The 14,124-nt window shown below is 69.4% G+C and carries 14 protein-coding genes; 8 read left to right on the forward strand and 6 right to left on the reverse strand.

Annotation, left to right across the window (positions count from 1 at the left end; translation table 11 throughout):
• Nucleotides 1-93 precede the first annotated feature (93 nt).
• From CGU35_RS07620 to CGU35_RS07635, 4 genes are all read right to left on the reverse strand, one after another.
• Entirely contained in the window at nt 94-933 is an 840-nt protein-coding gene (locus tag CGU35_RS07620) for an ABC transporter ATP-binding protein (RefSeq protein ID WP_100810916.1), read from the reverse strand.
• The gene (locus tag CGU35_RS07625; protein WP_232711183.1) at nt 923-1,708 is read right to left on the reverse strand and encodes an ABC transporter permease; all 786 of its coding nucleotides are present in this window, start codon (nt 1,706-1,708) and stop codon (nt 923-925) included. Before CGU35_RS07625 ends, CGU35_RS07620 begins: the two co-directional genes overlap by 11 nt.
• Nucleotides 1,705-2,544 (reverse strand): ABC transporter permease, encoded by an 840-nt coding sequence (locus tag CGU35_RS07630; RefSeq protein ID WP_100810917.1) that lies wholly within the window; start codon nt 2,542-2,544, stop codon nt 1,705-1,707. Before CGU35_RS07630 ends, CGU35_RS07625 begins: the two co-directional genes overlap by 4 nt.
• Before the next feature lie 131 nt (nt 2,545-2,675).
• Nucleotides 2,676-3,686: an ABC transporter substrate-binding protein gene (locus tag CGU35_RS07635; RefSeq protein WP_157813914.1), complete on the reverse strand. Its 1,011-nt coding sequence runs from the start codon at nt 3,684-3,686 to the stop codon at nt 2,676-2,678.
• 268 nt (nt 3,687-3,954) lie between these two features.
• On the opposite strand from CGU35_RS07635, the gene CGU35_RS07640 reads away from it, so the two are divergent.
• Nucleotides 3,955-5,115 carry an NDMA-dependent alcohol dehydrogenase gene (locus tag CGU35_RS07640; protein ID WP_219811464.1) on the forward strand — a complete coding sequence of 387 codons (1,161 nt, stop codon included), beginning with the start codon at nt 3,955-3,957 and terminating at the stop codon, nt 5,113-5,115.
• Nucleotides 5,112-6,572 carry an aldehyde dehydrogenase gene (locus CGU35_RS07645; RefSeq protein WP_100810919.1) on the forward strand — a complete coding sequence of 487 codons (1,461 nt, stop codon included), beginning with the start codon at nt 5,112-5,114 and terminating at the stop codon, nt 6,570-6,572. Before CGU35_RS07640 ends, CGU35_RS07645 begins: the two co-directional genes overlap by 4 nt.
• A gap of 27 nt (nt 6,573-6,599) precedes the next feature.
• On the opposite strand, the gene CGU35_RS07650 is transcribed toward CGU35_RS07645, so the two are convergent.
• Both CGU35_RS07650 and mftR read right to left on the reverse strand, forming a co-directional pair.
• Nucleotides 6,600-8,234, reverse strand: coding sequence for a GMC family oxidoreductase N-terminal domain-containing protein (locus tag CGU35_RS07650; RefSeq protein WP_100810920.1), 1,635 nt, complete (start codon nt 8,232-8,234; stop codon nt 6,600-6,602).
• Nucleotides 8,231-8,839 (reverse strand): mycofactocin system transcriptional regulator, encoded by a 609-nt coding sequence (mftR, locus tag CGU35_RS07655; RefSeq protein WP_100810921.1) that lies wholly within the window; start codon nt 8,837-8,839, stop codon nt 8,231-8,233. The genes CGU35_RS07650 and mftR overlap by 4 nt, the downstream gene beginning before the upstream one ends.
• A 103-nt stretch (nt 8,840-8,942) precedes the next feature.
• Here mftR and mftA point away from each other — a divergent pair, with 103 nt between their 5' ends.
• From mftA to mftF, 6 genes are read left to right on the forward strand one after another with little or no spacing between them, the layout of a single operon-like run.
• Complete coding sequence (gene mftA / locus CGU35_RS07660) at nt 8,943-9,044, forward strand: mycofactocin precursor MftA (RefSeq protein WP_100810922.1); 102 nt, start codon at nt 8,943-8,945, stop codon at nt 9,042-9,044.
• A 1-nt stretch (nt 9,045) separates the two neighbouring features.
• Entirely contained in the window at nt 9,046-9,330 is a 285-nt protein-coding gene (mftB, locus tag CGU35_RS07665; RefSeq protein ID WP_100810923.1) for a mycofactocin biosynthesis chaperone MftB, read from the forward strand.
• The gene (mftC, locus tag CGU35_RS07670; protein ID WP_100810924.1) at nt 9,327-10,589 is read left to right on the forward strand and encodes a mycofactocin radical SAM maturase; all 1,263 of its coding nucleotides are present in this window, start codon (nt 9,327-9,329) and stop codon (nt 10,587-10,589) included. Before mftB ends, mftC begins: the two co-directional genes overlap by 4 nt.
• Before the next feature lie 46 nt (nt 10,590-10,635).
• Nucleotides 10,636-11,826, forward strand: coding sequence for a pre-mycofactocin synthase MftD (mftD, locus tag CGU35_RS07675; RefSeq protein ID WP_100810925.1), 1,191 nt, complete (start codon nt 10,636-10,638; stop codon nt 11,824-11,826).
• Nucleotides 11,826-12,665: a mycofactocin biosynthesis peptidyl-dipeptidase MftE gene (gene mftE, locus CGU35_RS07680; RefSeq protein ID WP_100810926.1), complete on the forward strand. Its 840-nt coding sequence runs from the start codon at nt 11,826-11,828 to the stop codon at nt 12,663-12,665. Before mftD ends, mftE begins: the two co-directional genes overlap by 1 nt.
• Nucleotides 12,658-14,082, forward strand: coding sequence for a mycofactocin biosynthesis glycosyltransferase MftF (mftF, locus tag CGU35_RS07685; RefSeq protein WP_100810927.1), 1,425 nt, complete (start codon nt 12,658-12,660; stop codon nt 14,080-14,082). Before mftE ends, mftF begins: the two co-directional genes overlap by 8 nt.
• The last annotated feature ends 42 nt before the right edge of the window (nt 14,083-14,124 follow it).

A 14,124-nucleotide genomic window follows, 5' to 3' on the forward strand; every position in this document is an offset into this window, starting at 1 on the left:
GTGGACGCTCTGCGTCCACCGGGACCATCCTAGAGATAGGGGGCATCCATCCGTTGCGCAACGAGGTCGCGTCGCGCGTGTCATCCACGCGGTTCAGGCAACGGTCCGTACCGTCTCGGTGTCGCCCGTGTAGGTCTTGGCCTTCTGGATCTGCTCGTACACGTGATGCCGCAGCTCGACGAATCTCGCGTCCGATCGCGTCTCGAGCTGATCGCGCTCGGCCGGCAGGTCGATGGCGAGGTCCTCGAGGATGACGGTCGGCGAGGACGAGAGGACGATGACGCGCTCACCGAGGTAGACCGATTCGTCGATGTCATGCGTGACGAAGAGCACCGTGAGCCCGAGCTTGGCCCACACCGAACGCACGAGGTCCTCGAGGTCCGCACGCGTCTGCGCATCGACCGCCGCGAACGGCTCGTCCATGAGCAGCACCTCGGGCTGATAGGCCACGGCGCGTGCGATGGCGACGCGCTGCTGCATTCCTCCCGAGAGCTGCCACGGGTACGACTTGGGCACGTGCGCGAGACCGACCGCCTCGAGGGCCTCGGCGACGCGCGCCTTGCGCTCGTCACGCCCGACGCCCGCCACCTTGAGCGGTAGTTCGACGTTCTCGGCGACACGCATCCAGGGGTAGAGCGAGCGCCCGTACTCCTGGAAGACGAGGGCCATGTTGCGTGGCGGCCCATCCACGACCTTGCCGTCCAGCACGACCTGACCCTTCGTCGGAGCCATGAGTCCCGAGATGACCTTGAGGAGCGTCGTCTTGCCCGAACCGGACGGCCCGACCAGGCACGCGAATTCGCCCCTGCGCAGGTCGAAGGTGAGGTCACGGACCGCCTCGACGCCCCGACCTCCGGTGGTCGAGTAGATCTTCTGGATTCCCTGGACCGAGAGAAGTACGGGAGCCTCGGCCCCCTTCACGTCAGCGCTCACTGGTTTCCACCTCTCGTTGTCCGTAATACCAAGCCAGCACTCGCCGCTCGATCACCCGGAAGATGAAGGCGAGCAGGATGCCGATGAAGCCGATGATGAAGATTCCGGCCCACATGGGCCCGGTCTGGAAGGTCTGCTTGAACAGCATGATCTGGTATCCGAGCCCATCGAGGGCCGCGTACAGCTCCGAGACGACCATCAGGATGATGGCGATCGGCAGCGCGAGTCGGATGCCCGTCATGATGCGGGGCATCGATGCGGGAAGCACGAAGTAGCGCAGCCGCGACCAGCCGCGCAACCCATACGTGCGCGTCGTGTCGCCGAGCACCTGGTCGACCGAGCGGACCCCGTCGATCGTGTTCAGCAGGACGGGCCAGAGGCAGCCGAGGAAGATCAGGAAGATCTTCGAGCGGTCATCGATGCCGATCACCAGAAGCAGCACGGGCAGGAGCACCGGCGGCGGCACGGCGCGGATGAACTCGAAGAGCGGTCCCGTGAGCTTGCGCGCGAAACGGCTCATACCGACGAGGATGCCGAGCAGCACGCCGACGACGATCGCTCCGCCGAGTCCGACACCGAGACGGTAGAGCGACGGCACGACCTGCTCGACGAGCAGCGGGCCCGCCCACACGGTGACCAGGTCGTTGACGATGTTGACGGGTTTGGGAACGAAGGGGTTGGTCTCGTTGAGCGTGCCGAGCCACCAGAGCACGATGATGATGATCGGCAGAGCCAGCGCCATGAAGACGCGTCGTGTGACGGTGCGTGCGTTCACGGGATGACCTCCCCCCGAACGGACGGATGCCAGGCGAGCACGGAGTTCTCCAGCTGCCGCAACACGAGGTTGATGACGAGGCCGAGAACACCGGCGAGGAGGGCGAGGGCGTAGACCACGGGAGCGTTGCCGGCCGACTGGTACTGCGCGATCATCTGACCGATTCCGGGGGCTTGGACGACGATCTCGATCGTGATGGCGACGACCAGGGCGATGGTGCCGGAGAGACGCACGCCGGTCATGAGGTACGGCAGCAGGGTGGGCCAGACGACGTAACGGGCGCGGGCGAACCGTCCGAAACCGTAGCTCCGCGCGGTCGACGCGGCGACCGGGTCGACATCGCTGACGCCGTAGATGACGTGGATGAGGATGACCCAGAAACACGCCCACACGACGATCGCGATCGTCGCCGTGGGCCGCACTCCGAAGATCACGATGGCGATAGGGATCAGACCGACCGACGGAATGGGCCGGAGGAACTCGACCGTGGAGTGCGTGAACTCGCGCACCCACCGATTCGATCCGATCACGAGGCCCGCGGCGATTCCGAGAACGAGTGAGATGGCGAGTCCGACGCTCCAGCCGAGCATCGTGTTGCCGAGGGCCGTCCAGAACTGCGCGCGATACTGCTCGCCGAAGACGACCTCCACGACCGTCACCGCCACTTCGCTGAAGGGCGGCAGGTAGGTCGAATTGACCAGTTCGAGCCGGGACGCGAACTCCCAGACCGCGATGAACGCGAGGATCCCGAGGAGTCCGAGAATCGGTGTCGAGATCCGTGTCTGACTGAACGCTATGCGGGTAGTGCGTTCCGCGGGCGCCGCACGTGTCGGCATGCGCATCCTCCGTGAGGGTGTGGTGGTCGGTGGGCTGACCAGTGCGGGTCCGTGCCCCCGGAGCATCCGGGAGCCACGGACCCGCACTGTCAGCGATGAAGCGCCGTCAGCGCGCGAGCGCCGTCAGCAGGTCAGGGAACCCAGACGAGCTCTTCCAGGTCGACCTTGTTCTTGACGTAGCCGAGTTCGTACGACCAGTCGGCGATGGCCTGAAGGTTGTCCACCGTCAGCGGGAGCTTGCCGTACGAGCCGAGACGGATGCGGGCGGCGAGTTCGGGGTCGATCTTGGTGAACTCGGCGATGTTCTCGCGCAGCTCCTCGTCGTTCTCGAGCGCGTAGGCGTTCGCCTCGTCGATGGTGGCGGCGACCTTCGCGTAGTAGTCGGGGCGCTCCTCGACATCGCTGCGGAGGGCGTACCAGACACCCGCGACGACCGCGCTGTCCGAGAGCGCGGTGAACGGGTTCGCGAGGGTGCGGAATCCGTTCTGCTCCCGGCCGAGGGTGCCGAACGGCTCACCGGCGACGAATGCATCGATCGCGCCGCTCGCGAGCGCGGCCGGCTGGTCGGGCACGCCCATCTGCACGTAGTTGACCTTGCTCGGGTCTCCGCCGTCGTCCGTGATCGCGATGTCGGCGAGCAGCTGCGTGTAACCACCAGGCGCGTTGACCGCGACGGTCTTGCCCTCGAGGTCCTTCGCGGACTTCAGCGGGCTGTCTGCCGTGACGAGGAGGTCGTTGATGCCGTTCTCGGGGTCATCGGGCGTCGCGCTCGCGGCGGCGATGATCACGAGGTCGACACCGTTCTCGACCGCCTGGAACACGCCGGTCGAGCCGCCGTAGCCGATCTGCACCTGGCCGGACTGCATGGCCTGGATGATCTCGGTCGACGATCCGGCGGGCTGCAGGGTCAGGTCGAAACCGGCTTCTTCGAAGACGCCGTTCTGCTGCGCCATGTAGACGGGGCCGATGTCGGTGACGGGGATGACGCCCGCGACGAGCGGCTGAATCTCGGCCGGTGCGTCGCTGGTGCCGGCGCTGCTGCCGCCGCCCGCGTCGGTCTGGGCGCCGCACGCGGCGAGGCCGAGAACGGCGAGGACGCTGACCCCCAGGGTGAGGGGTGTTCGGGTGCGTAGGGACTTCATTACTGCCTCCATTGCCAGTCGGGTTGCTCCGTGCGCCACTGCGCGGAGCCCGGGCCCGGGGTGAATGCACTCCGTCCGGTATGGCCGCGCAGGTCGATTTCGACGTTGCCCGACGATGGCGATGGTGTCACACCGACGGGGGTCATTTCAACACATTGCGTACTTCTGTACGCACAGTGGTGCACTGAGGCCGTTTCGAGCTATCGTTGTCGCGACGCCCCACGTCGGTTCGAACGTGCGGCACACCCCCTGTTTCAAAGGAGAAACCATGCCGATTCGCACGCGTGCGGCCGTCGTTCGAGAGCAGCCCGGCCCGTTCGAGGTCATGGATGTCTTGCTCGACGACCCTCGTCAGGGAGAGATCCGCGTCAAGATGGCCATGAGCGGGCTCTGTCACTCCGATTACCACCTCGTCACGGGCGACAGCGAGGCCGGGCATCTCCCCATGGTCGGCGGACACGAGGGCACCGGGATCGTCGAAGCCGTCGGACCGAACACGCCCGACTGGTCGGTCGGCGACAAGGTCGTGTTCTCGTTCATCGCCAGCTGCGGCAAGTGTCGCTGGTGCAACGAGGGGATGACGAACCTCTGCCAGCTCGGCGCGTTCCTGATGCGCGGAAGCCGTTTCACCGACACCGAGAGCTTCCGGTTCTCGCTCGAGGACGGCACGCCGGTCGGCCAGATGTGCGGACTCGGCACCTTCGCCGAGCACACCGTCGTCGACGTCAACTCGGCCGTGAAGCTGCCCGCGGACGCCGACCTCGACAAGGTCTGGCTGCTCGGCTGCGGTGTCGGCACCGGCTGGGGCTCGGCGGTCTACGCCGCCGACGTCAGCCCGGGCGACGTCGTGATCGTGATGGGTGTCGGCGGCGTCGGCATCCACGCGGTCCAGGGCGCCTCGCACGCCGGGGCTCTGGCCGTCATCGCGGTCGACCCGGTCGAACTCAAACGTCAGAAGGCCCTCGAGGTCGGCGCCACACACGCGTTCGACAACATCGCCGACGCCGCCGAGTTCGCCCGCAGCATCACCGACTGGCAGGGCGCCGACAGCGCGATCATCACGGTCGGGAGTCTGCGCGGCCAGGACGTCGCCGATGCGTTCTACGCGATCCGCAAGGCGGGCACCGTCGTCGTCACGGCGATCGCCCCCAGCTCCGAGATCAGCATCCCGATCTCGCCGCTCGACATCACGCGCTTCCAGAAGCGCATCCAGGGCGCGATCTACGGCGCGAGCAACCCGCGCGCCGACATCCCCCGCCAGTACGCGATGTACAAGACCGGGCAGCTGAAGCTCGATGAGCTGATCTCGGCGACCTACGCGCTCGATGACATCGGGCAGGGGTACATCGACCTGCTCGAAGGCCGCAACATGCGCGGCGGTATCGCGCACCCCACATCCGACACGACGCGCACCACGGAGGAATCATGACGACCACGATCACCCCGACAGCTCGCTCCGTCTCGCGCGACAGCATCTTCGCGGGCGGCGAGTGGGTCTCGCCCGCCACCACCGCCGAGCTCGTCATCGAGAGCCCGATCGACCTGAGCGAGGTCGGGCGGGCTCCCGACGCGATCGCCGCCGACGTCGACCGCGCCGTCCGCGCGGCACGCGAGGCGTTCGACCACGGCCCGTGGCCGCGTCTGACCGGAGCGGAACGCGCGGACTGGATCGACAAGCTGGCCGACGAGATGGAGCGTCGCGGGCTCGACACCGCCGCGCTCATCACCGCCGAAATCGGTCAGCCGATCTCGGTTTCGCGGCCGTGGGCGAGCGTGCGGCCGATCACGCACCTGCGCTACTACGCCCAGGTCGCGCGCACCCCGGACCTCGAAGAAGAAGAACGTCCCAATATCTACGGCACGGGCAACTCCATCGTGCGGCACGAACCCCTGGGCGTTGCGGCGCTGATCGTGCCATGGAACCACCCGCAGGCCGCGCTGACGCTCAAACTCGGCCCGGCGCTCGCCGCGGGGTGCACGGTGGTCATCAAACCGGCCGCCGAGACCGCGCTCGACGTCTTCGCATTCGCCGAGGCGAGCCTCGCGATCGGCATGCCGCCGGGAGTCATCAACATCGTCCCGGGCGGGCGCGAGACCGGGCAGGCCCTCGTCGCGCATCCCGGCATCGACAAGATCAGCTTCACCGGCTCGGCCGAGGCGGGGCGTCAGATCGCGTCCGCGGGCGGTCAGCGGCTGATCCCCGTGACGCTCGAACTCGGGGGCAAGTCCGCGGCGATCGTCCTCGAATCGGCCGACCTCGACGCGACCTTCGCCAGCCTGCGGCACGCCATCTTCGACAACAGCGGCCAGGTCTGCGCCATGATGTCGCGGGTGCTGGCACCGGCCGGCATCTACGACGAGGTGCACGACCGGCTCGTCGCTCTCGCGAGCGATCTCACGGTCGGCGACCCCTGGGACGAGAACACCGAGCTCGGGCCCCTCGTCTCACAGCGCATTCACCAGCGCGTCTCGGGCATGGTCGATCGAGCCCGGGCCGCCGGAGCGACGGTCGTGACGGGCGGCCAGTCGCTGCCGAGCTCCGGCTACTTCTACGCACCGACCGTCATCACCGGCGCGGCAGAGGACAGCGAGATCGTGCAGGAGGAGGTCTTCGGGCCGGTCGTGACGCTCCTTCCGTACAGCGACGTCGACGACGCCGTGCGCATCGCCAACGATTCGCACTACGGCCTCGCCGGCGCCGTGTACGGGGCCGACGACGAGGTCCTCGGTGTCGCCCGGCGGGTCCGCACGGGCTCCATCGGGCTGAACGGTTACCGCCCCGACTTCAACACCCCTTACGGCGGTTACAAGGATTCGGGCCTCGGCCGCGAGTTCGGCGCACAGGCGGTGCGCAACTACCAAGAGGTCAAGTCGATCTGGCGTTAGTCGGGTCGCCGGGTTCGCCGCGCGCCGTCAGTCACCGCGCGCGATGAACTCGGCGATCCGTTCGCCGATCAGGACGGCGGTCGCCGCGGGTCCCCGCGACGGCACCGTGGGCAGGATGGATGTGTCCGCCACCCGCAATCCCGGCACGCCGTGCACGCGCCCGTGCCCGTCGACGACGGCGCCCGGCGCGCCCGCCGGCCCCAGAGGTGCGCTTCCGCACATGTGGATCGCCGTACCGAGGTGGCCGCGCGCCCAGGCGTCGAGGCGGTCGTCGTCGCCGAGCGTCGCGTCGTCGAGCTCGGTCAGCCGGTCGACGAGGGGCGCAAGGGCATCCGAGCGCAACAGCCCCACGGCCACCCGCAGCCCCTCGCGCATGCGGGCCCGGTCTCCGGGCGTCTCGAGATAGCGGTAGTCGATGCGGGGCCCGACATCGGGATCCGCACTGGCCAGGCGGATCGTGCCCCGTCCCTCGGGCTGCTGCAGGGCGACGATCAGTTGCAGGTCGTCGCGATGCGCCAGTTGCGAAGCCATCCGTCGGGCCGAAACACCGAACAGGGCGCGGAGCGTTCGCCACGGATGCCGCAGGGCCGCCCACGCTCCGCTGCCGAGCGGATGCGCCGAACCTGTCAGCAGGTAGCCGAGCGACTTCACCGACAGCAGGATCTCGAGATCCGCACGACCGGTCCCGGCGGTCGAGGCGAAATTGAGGGAGGCGGGGAAAGCGACCCGATCCCTCGGGCTGCCGAGGGGCGTTCGCGGGCGCCATCCGACCGCGATGTCGGGGTGGTCCGAGAACGCGACACCGACGGGCAGGTCCGCGACCACCGAGATGCCGACGCTCTCGAGCTGAGCGCGCGGTCCGATCCCCGAGAGCAGCAGCAGGTGCGGGCTCGCGATGCCGCCCGCGGCCAGCACGACCTCGCGTGCGCGGAGGCGTTCGCCGCCCGCGAGTTCGACGCCGATCGCCCGCCCCCGCTCGATCAGCACCCGAGCGACGCGCGCATCGCCGCGCACCTCGAGATTCGGGCGGTCGAAGACGGGCTGCAGGTAGGCGATGCCGGTGTTCCAGCGTCTGCCGCGGTGGAGATTGGAGGGGACGGGGCCGACGCCGGGCGGGCCGGGCACGTTCTTGTCGGGTTCGTCGGGGTAGCCGCTGTCGATCGCCGCCGCATGGAAGGCGGCGCCCAGCCGATCGGTCAGAGTCGAGCGCTCGATGGGGATCGGCCCGGAATCACCGTGGCGCGGGTCGCCGCCGAAAGCGTGATCGTGCTCGAGCCGACGCATCGCGGGCAGGACGGCCTCGTAGCTCCAGTCGGGTCCGCCCGCCTCGGCCCACGCGGCGAAATCGTCGGGCGTCGCGCGCACGAAGTACGCGCCGTTGAGGGCGGTGGAACCGCCCAGGATCCGTCCGCGCGCAACGAGATAGGGCAACTGGGGGGTGAGATGGCCGAGGTACGCCCAGTTGTACGGGTAGCCCGGCATCGCCCCCTGAACCGTGGACGCATCGAGGAGTTCGGGTGGGTAATCACGCGGGGTGCGGGGCACGGGGCCCGCCTCGAGCACCAGCACCCGTCGCGCCGGGTCTTCGCTCAGTCGGGCGGCCAGCGGCGCTCCCGCCCCGCCCGAGCCGACGACGATGACGTCGACCTCGGGCCCGGTCATCCTGCCGTCCGCTTCGCCGGCGGTTCGAACGAGGCTTCCAGGTGGCGGAAGGCGCGATCGATCAGCACCAGCAGGTCTTCGCCGTCGTGGTGCAGCCACTCCTGATACGCCGAGAGGCACAGGCCGAGGCACGCCCATGCAACCGCCTGCGGTTCGAGATCGTTCACGTCGCCGCCGATGCGGCGTGCGACGTACTCGGCGACCGCGGTACGCCAGTCCCGGTAGCGCAGCGAGGCATGCGCGACGAGCGCGGGCACCTCGAGCAGGAGGTGCATCCGTTCACGGTGCAGCGCGATCTGCTCGGGTGGAAAGCGGTTGAACTCGATGATCGCCTCGCGCAGCGCTTCCATGATCGGAAGGTCCGGTCGCAGATCGCTGAGGTGGGCACGCATGATCGCGAGCAGGGCGTCGAAATCACCCCACGGCAGATCGTTCTTCGAGGGGAAGTAGCGGAACAGCGTGCGGCGACCGATCCCCGCGGCGGCGGCGATGTCATCGACGGTCGTCTCTTCGTAGCCGCGCTCGAGGAACAGCTCGAGCGCGATCGCGCTGAGCTCTCCGTGCGTCGTTGCCGGAGCGCGACCGATTCGTGAGGATATCGTCACGGCGTGTTTGTTCGCCTTCTGTCTTCCATTCGGCACTCGGTGCCATTAGAGTCGAGCGTACCGCGCACGGCGAAGGAGCCGTGGCGTTGTGAAGGAGCATCCCATGGATCCGCAAACCGTGAAGCCCGCCACGTCGAACGACGCCGTCGAAGCCGACAGTCTCGTCGAGGAAGTGTCCATCGACGGCATGTGCGGCGTGTACTGACGTGTTCGACCCCGATGCGGGGTGGAGTCTGAGCGAACAGGTCTCGGTGCGTCCGGAGCCGTTCGGCGCTCTGCTCTACCATTTCGGCACGCGCAAGCTGTCGTTCCTGAAGGACCGCACGCTGCTGAGCATCGTCACATCTCTGTCCGACTCCCCCAGCGCACGCGCCGCGTGCGACGCGGTCGGGGTCGCCGACGAAGATCGACCACGCTATTTCCGGGCTCTCGGCACCCTCGCCGACTCCCGCATGATCGAACGACGACGTCTCGAGGAGCACGCCGCATGAGCATCACACTGGATCCGCCCCGCGCCGCGGCACCGCGTCCGGAACGCCTCGTCGATCTGTTCGAGCGCGGACTCGATGCGCCGATCTGCCTCACGTGGGAGCTCACCTACGCGTGCAACCTCTCGTGCGTGCACTGCCTGTCGAGTTCGGGCCGACGCGACCCGCGCGAGCTCTCGACCGACGAGTGCAAGGCCGTCATCGACGAGCTCGAGCGGATGCAGGTCTTCTACGTCAACATCGGCGGCGGCGAGCCGACCGTGCGATCGGACTTCTGGGAGCTGCTCGACTACGCCACCCGGCACCACGTCGGCGTGAAGTTCTCGACGAACGGCGTGAAGCTCACGCCGGACCGCGCCGCACTGCTGGCCGCGAACGACTACGTCGACGTGCAGATCTCGCTCGACGGCGCGACCCCCGAGGTCAACGACGACATCCGCGGCCCCGGCTCGTACCAGACCGCGATCACGGCGATGCGGAACCTACGCGACGCCGGCATGAAGAACTTCAAGCTCTCGGTCGTGTGCACGCGCACCAACATCCCGCAGCTCGATGAGTTCAAGAGGATCGCCGACGAGTACGGCGCGCAGCTGCGCCTGACGCGCCTGCGTCCCTCGGGCCGCGGCGCCGACGTCTGGGACGAGCTGCACCCCACACAGGAGCAGCAGCGCGAGCTCTACACCTGGCTGCTCGCGCACGCCGATGAGGTGCTCACCGGCGACTCGTTCTTCCACCTCTCCGCGTACGGCGAGTCCCTCCCCGGGCTCAACCTGTGCGGCGCGGGCCGCGTGGTCTGCCTGATCGACCCGATCGGCGACGTCTACGCGTGCCCGTTCGCGATCCACGACGACTTCCTGGCCGGCAACGTGCGCACGCCCGGCGGTTTCACCGATGTCTGGCGCGAGTCCGCGTTGTTCCAGGAGCTGCGGGCACCGCAGACCGGCGGAGCCTGCGCGTCCTGCGCATTCTTCGACACGTGCAAGGGCGGATGCATGGCGGCGAAGTTCTTCACGGGTCTGCCGCTCGACGGACCCGACCCCGAGTGCGTCCAGGGCTACGGCGAAGAGCTGCTCGCGGCTCGGAACGATCCCGCGGGCTCCCCGCGCCCGAGCGGCGATCACTCGCACCGCACGTCGCCCCCGCGACCGCGATCCGCCAAGCCTGTTCCGCTCACGCTGCGCCGCCGCGACGACATCGAAGCGATGCCCGTGAGCGCGTGTGCCGCGAGCCCGCTCGCCGGATTCGTGCCGCCGACGGCCTGAGTCGGCGCACCACCCTTCCGCGACACCCCCCCTTCAGGAGACGAATATGGCCAATCCCTGGTTCGAGTCGGTTGCCGAGGCGCAACGGCGCGCGAAGAAGCGTCTACCCGCGCCCGTCTACGGTGCGCTGATCGCGGGCTCGGAGCGCGGGCTGTCGTACAAGGACAACATGGCGGCCTTCGGCGAGCTCGCCTTCGCACCGAAGGTCGCGGGGCACCAGGCCGAACGACGGTTGTCGACGAAAGTCCTGGGCATCGATATCGCGATGCCCGTGCTCATCTCTCCCACGGGCGTGCAGGCCGTTCATCCCGATGGCGAGGTCGCGGTCGCCCGCGCGGCGGCGAACCGCGGGATCCCGATCGGTCTGAGCTCGTTCGCGAGCAAGAGCGTCGAGGAGGTCGCGGCCGCGAACGAGAACCTTCTCTACCAGGTCTACTGGCAGGGCACCCGCGACACGATGCTCGAGCGTCTCGACCGGGCGCGTGCGGCCGGAGCGAAGGCACTCATCGCGACGCTCGACTGGTCGTTCTCGCACGGCCGCGACTGGGGCAGCCCCGAGATCCCCGAGAAGCTGACGCTGCGCGCGGCGGCTCGCTTCGCTCCGCACGCGCTCGTCCGGCCGCAGTGGCTGGCAGATTTCCTGCGCTCCGGCCGCGTCCCCGACCTGACGGCCCCGAACCTGGCCGTCGGATCGGGGAAGGCACCGACCTTCTTCGGCGCGTACGGCGAGTGGATGATGACGCCGCCGCCCAGCTGGGAAGACGTCGCCTGGCTTCGCGAGCAGTGGGGCGGACCGTTCCTGTTGAAGGGCGTCTCGCGCATAGATGATGCGCTCCGCGCCGTGGACGCCGGCGTCTCGGCGATCTCGGTTTCGAACCACGGTGGCAACAACCTCGACTCCACCCCCGCACCGATCCGGATGCTCCCGGGTATCGCGGAGGCGGTCGGTTCGCAGATCGAGGTGCTTCTCGATGGCGGCGTGCGCCGTGGCGGCGACGTGGCAAAGGCCCTCGCGCTCGGCGCCGACGCGGTCATGATCGGCCGGGCATACCTGTGGGGGCTCGCGGCGAACGGGCAGGCGGGTGTCGAGAACGTGCTCGACATCCTGCGCGGCGGGCTGGACTCGGCCGTGCTCGGTCTGGGTCACTCCTCGATCGACGAGTTGAGCCGCGCCGACCTCTGGATTCCGCCGAGCTTCGAACGTCGGCTGGGGGTTCCGTCGACCCCGACCAGCTGATGCCCGCCGACCCCCAACGAGACGACTCCCCTCGGCGCGGCACCCGCGACCCGGACGAACACGCGCTCGACGCGCACCCGCTGGATGATGCGGTGCGCCTCGTCGACCGAACGTGGCCGACGGTCGGGGCACCGCTCGTGCTCGTGCCGCTCGGTGCCACCGAGCAGCACGGGCCGCACCTGCCGCTCGACGTCGACGCGACCATCGCGGTCACGATCGCCGACACGCTCGCCGCACGCGTGCGCGACAGCGGGGACGACGCCGTCGTCCCACCCGCGATCGCCTACGGCTCGAGCGGCGAGCACCAGGGCTTTGCCGGGACGATGTCGATCGGCACGGCGGCCCTGCAGTTCCTGTTGGTCGAGCTCGGCCGGTCGGCGAGCACCTGGGCGCCGCGGCTCGTGTTCGTCAACGCCCACGGCGGCAATCTCGAGGCCCTGATCGCCGCCGTCCGGGTGCTGCGCTCCGAGGGCCGAGACGCCGCGTGGCTGCCCTGCGTGCCGGAGGACGGCGGGTCACACGACGCCCACGCGGGCTACGACGAGACCTCGATGCTCGCCCGGCTCCGCGCCCCCGCCATCCGCGTCGAACGAATCGAGCCCGGTGCCACCGCACCGATCGGCGAGCTCCTCCCCCGTCTCCGCACCGAGGGCGTGCGCGCGGTGTCGCCGAACGGTGTGCTCGGCGACCCCCGAGGGGCATCGTCCGCGGCGGGCGAGCGACTTCTGGCGGCGATCGCCGAAGCGGCATGGCGTCGATTGACGGGCGAACCCACGACCGACGGGCTGCTGGTGGCGCACCCCGCGCCCCGGGGCGAGCAAGGCGGCGCGGATGACTGACCCGACCTTCCCGCCCGACGGCACGGTCGTGCGGCTGAACACCCACACACGGCGCTCACGCCCGACCTCGAGCGGAGCCGGGCGGGTGCTGGTGGGCGGCGCGCCCATCCGTGTCTCGCGCATCAGCGCCGCCGCCGCCGAGCGCCTGGATGGCCGCGACCTCACGGTCGAGGACGAAACGAGCCGAGCACTCGCCCGGTACCTGCACGCGACCGGCATGGGCGAACTCGTCGCGGCCTCCCTCCCCGATGTGTCGCGCGCCCTGCTCACGGTGGTGATCCCCGTACGGGACCGTCCGTCGCAGCTGGCGCGTCTGCTCGCGAGCGTTCCCGAGGGCGTCGCCGAGGTCGTGGTCGTGGACGACGGCTCGCTCCATCCCCCGGACGTTGCGGGAGTGGCCGCGACGCACGGCGCGCGACTGGTCGCCCTGCCCGAGAATCTCGGCCCGGCCGCCGCCCGCAACGCGGGCCTCGCCGTCGTGCAGACGCCGTTCGTCGCCTTCGTCGACTCGGATGTGGTCCTCGACGAAAGCGCGCTCGACACCCTGCTGCGCCATCTCGTCGACCCCGAGGTGGCGCTCGTCGCGCCCGCCGTGCGCGGACTGCGTCGCGAGCACGAGAGTTGGCTCGAAAGGTACGAGGACGCCCGGTCCTCGCTCGATCTGGGTCCGGATGCCTCGACCGTCCGGCCGCGCAGCCGCGTGTCGTGGGTCTCGAGCACGTGCCTCGTCGCCCGCGTTTCGGCGCTCGGGAAAGGATTCGACGCCGAGCTCCGGGTCGGCGAGGACGTCGACCTCGTGTGGCGACTCGTCGGCGCCGGGCATCGGGTGACCTACGACCCGACGGCAATCGTCCGGCACGAGCATCGCGCGACACTCGGGGCCTGGATGCGGCGGAAGTTCGACTACGGCACCGGGGCGTACGGGCTCGGCGTGCGGCACCCCCGCGACATCGCCCCCGTCGCCCTCCCACCCTGGAGCATCGCCCTGCTCGCGACCACGCTCGCACAGCGACGCTGGTCGCTCCCGGTCGGCGTGGGCATCGTCGCGGTTTTCGCCGCGCGGATCGCCCGCAGCATCCCTCACGTCCCGCATCGGCGTCGCCTCGCAGCGCTGCTCGCCGCGCAGGGCACCGTCACGACGCTGGTGCAGGGCTCCGCGCTTCTCGTGCGGCACTGGTGGCCGCTCACGATCGTCCTCGCCCTTTTCTCGCGGCGCGTGCGCCGAGCCGCACTCGTCGCGGCGCTCGCCGATGCGGCCATCGAGTACGTGCGTCTGCGGCCGCGACTCGATCCCGTGCGCTTCACCCTCGCCCGTCGCCTCGATGACATCGCCTACGGTGCGGGTGTCTGGTGGTCGTCGTTGCGGGGACGGTCCGCCGCCGCGCTCCGACCGAGGGTCGTGCGCGGCGGCGAGTAGGCCGACCGAACGCATCCGTCGACGGATGCGCCGCGAAGAACT

This window comes from Microbacterium sp. BR1 (assembly GCF_002812725.1).
Taxonomy (GTDB): Bacteria; Actinomycetota; Actinomycetes; order Actinomycetales; family Microbacteriaceae; genus Microbacterium.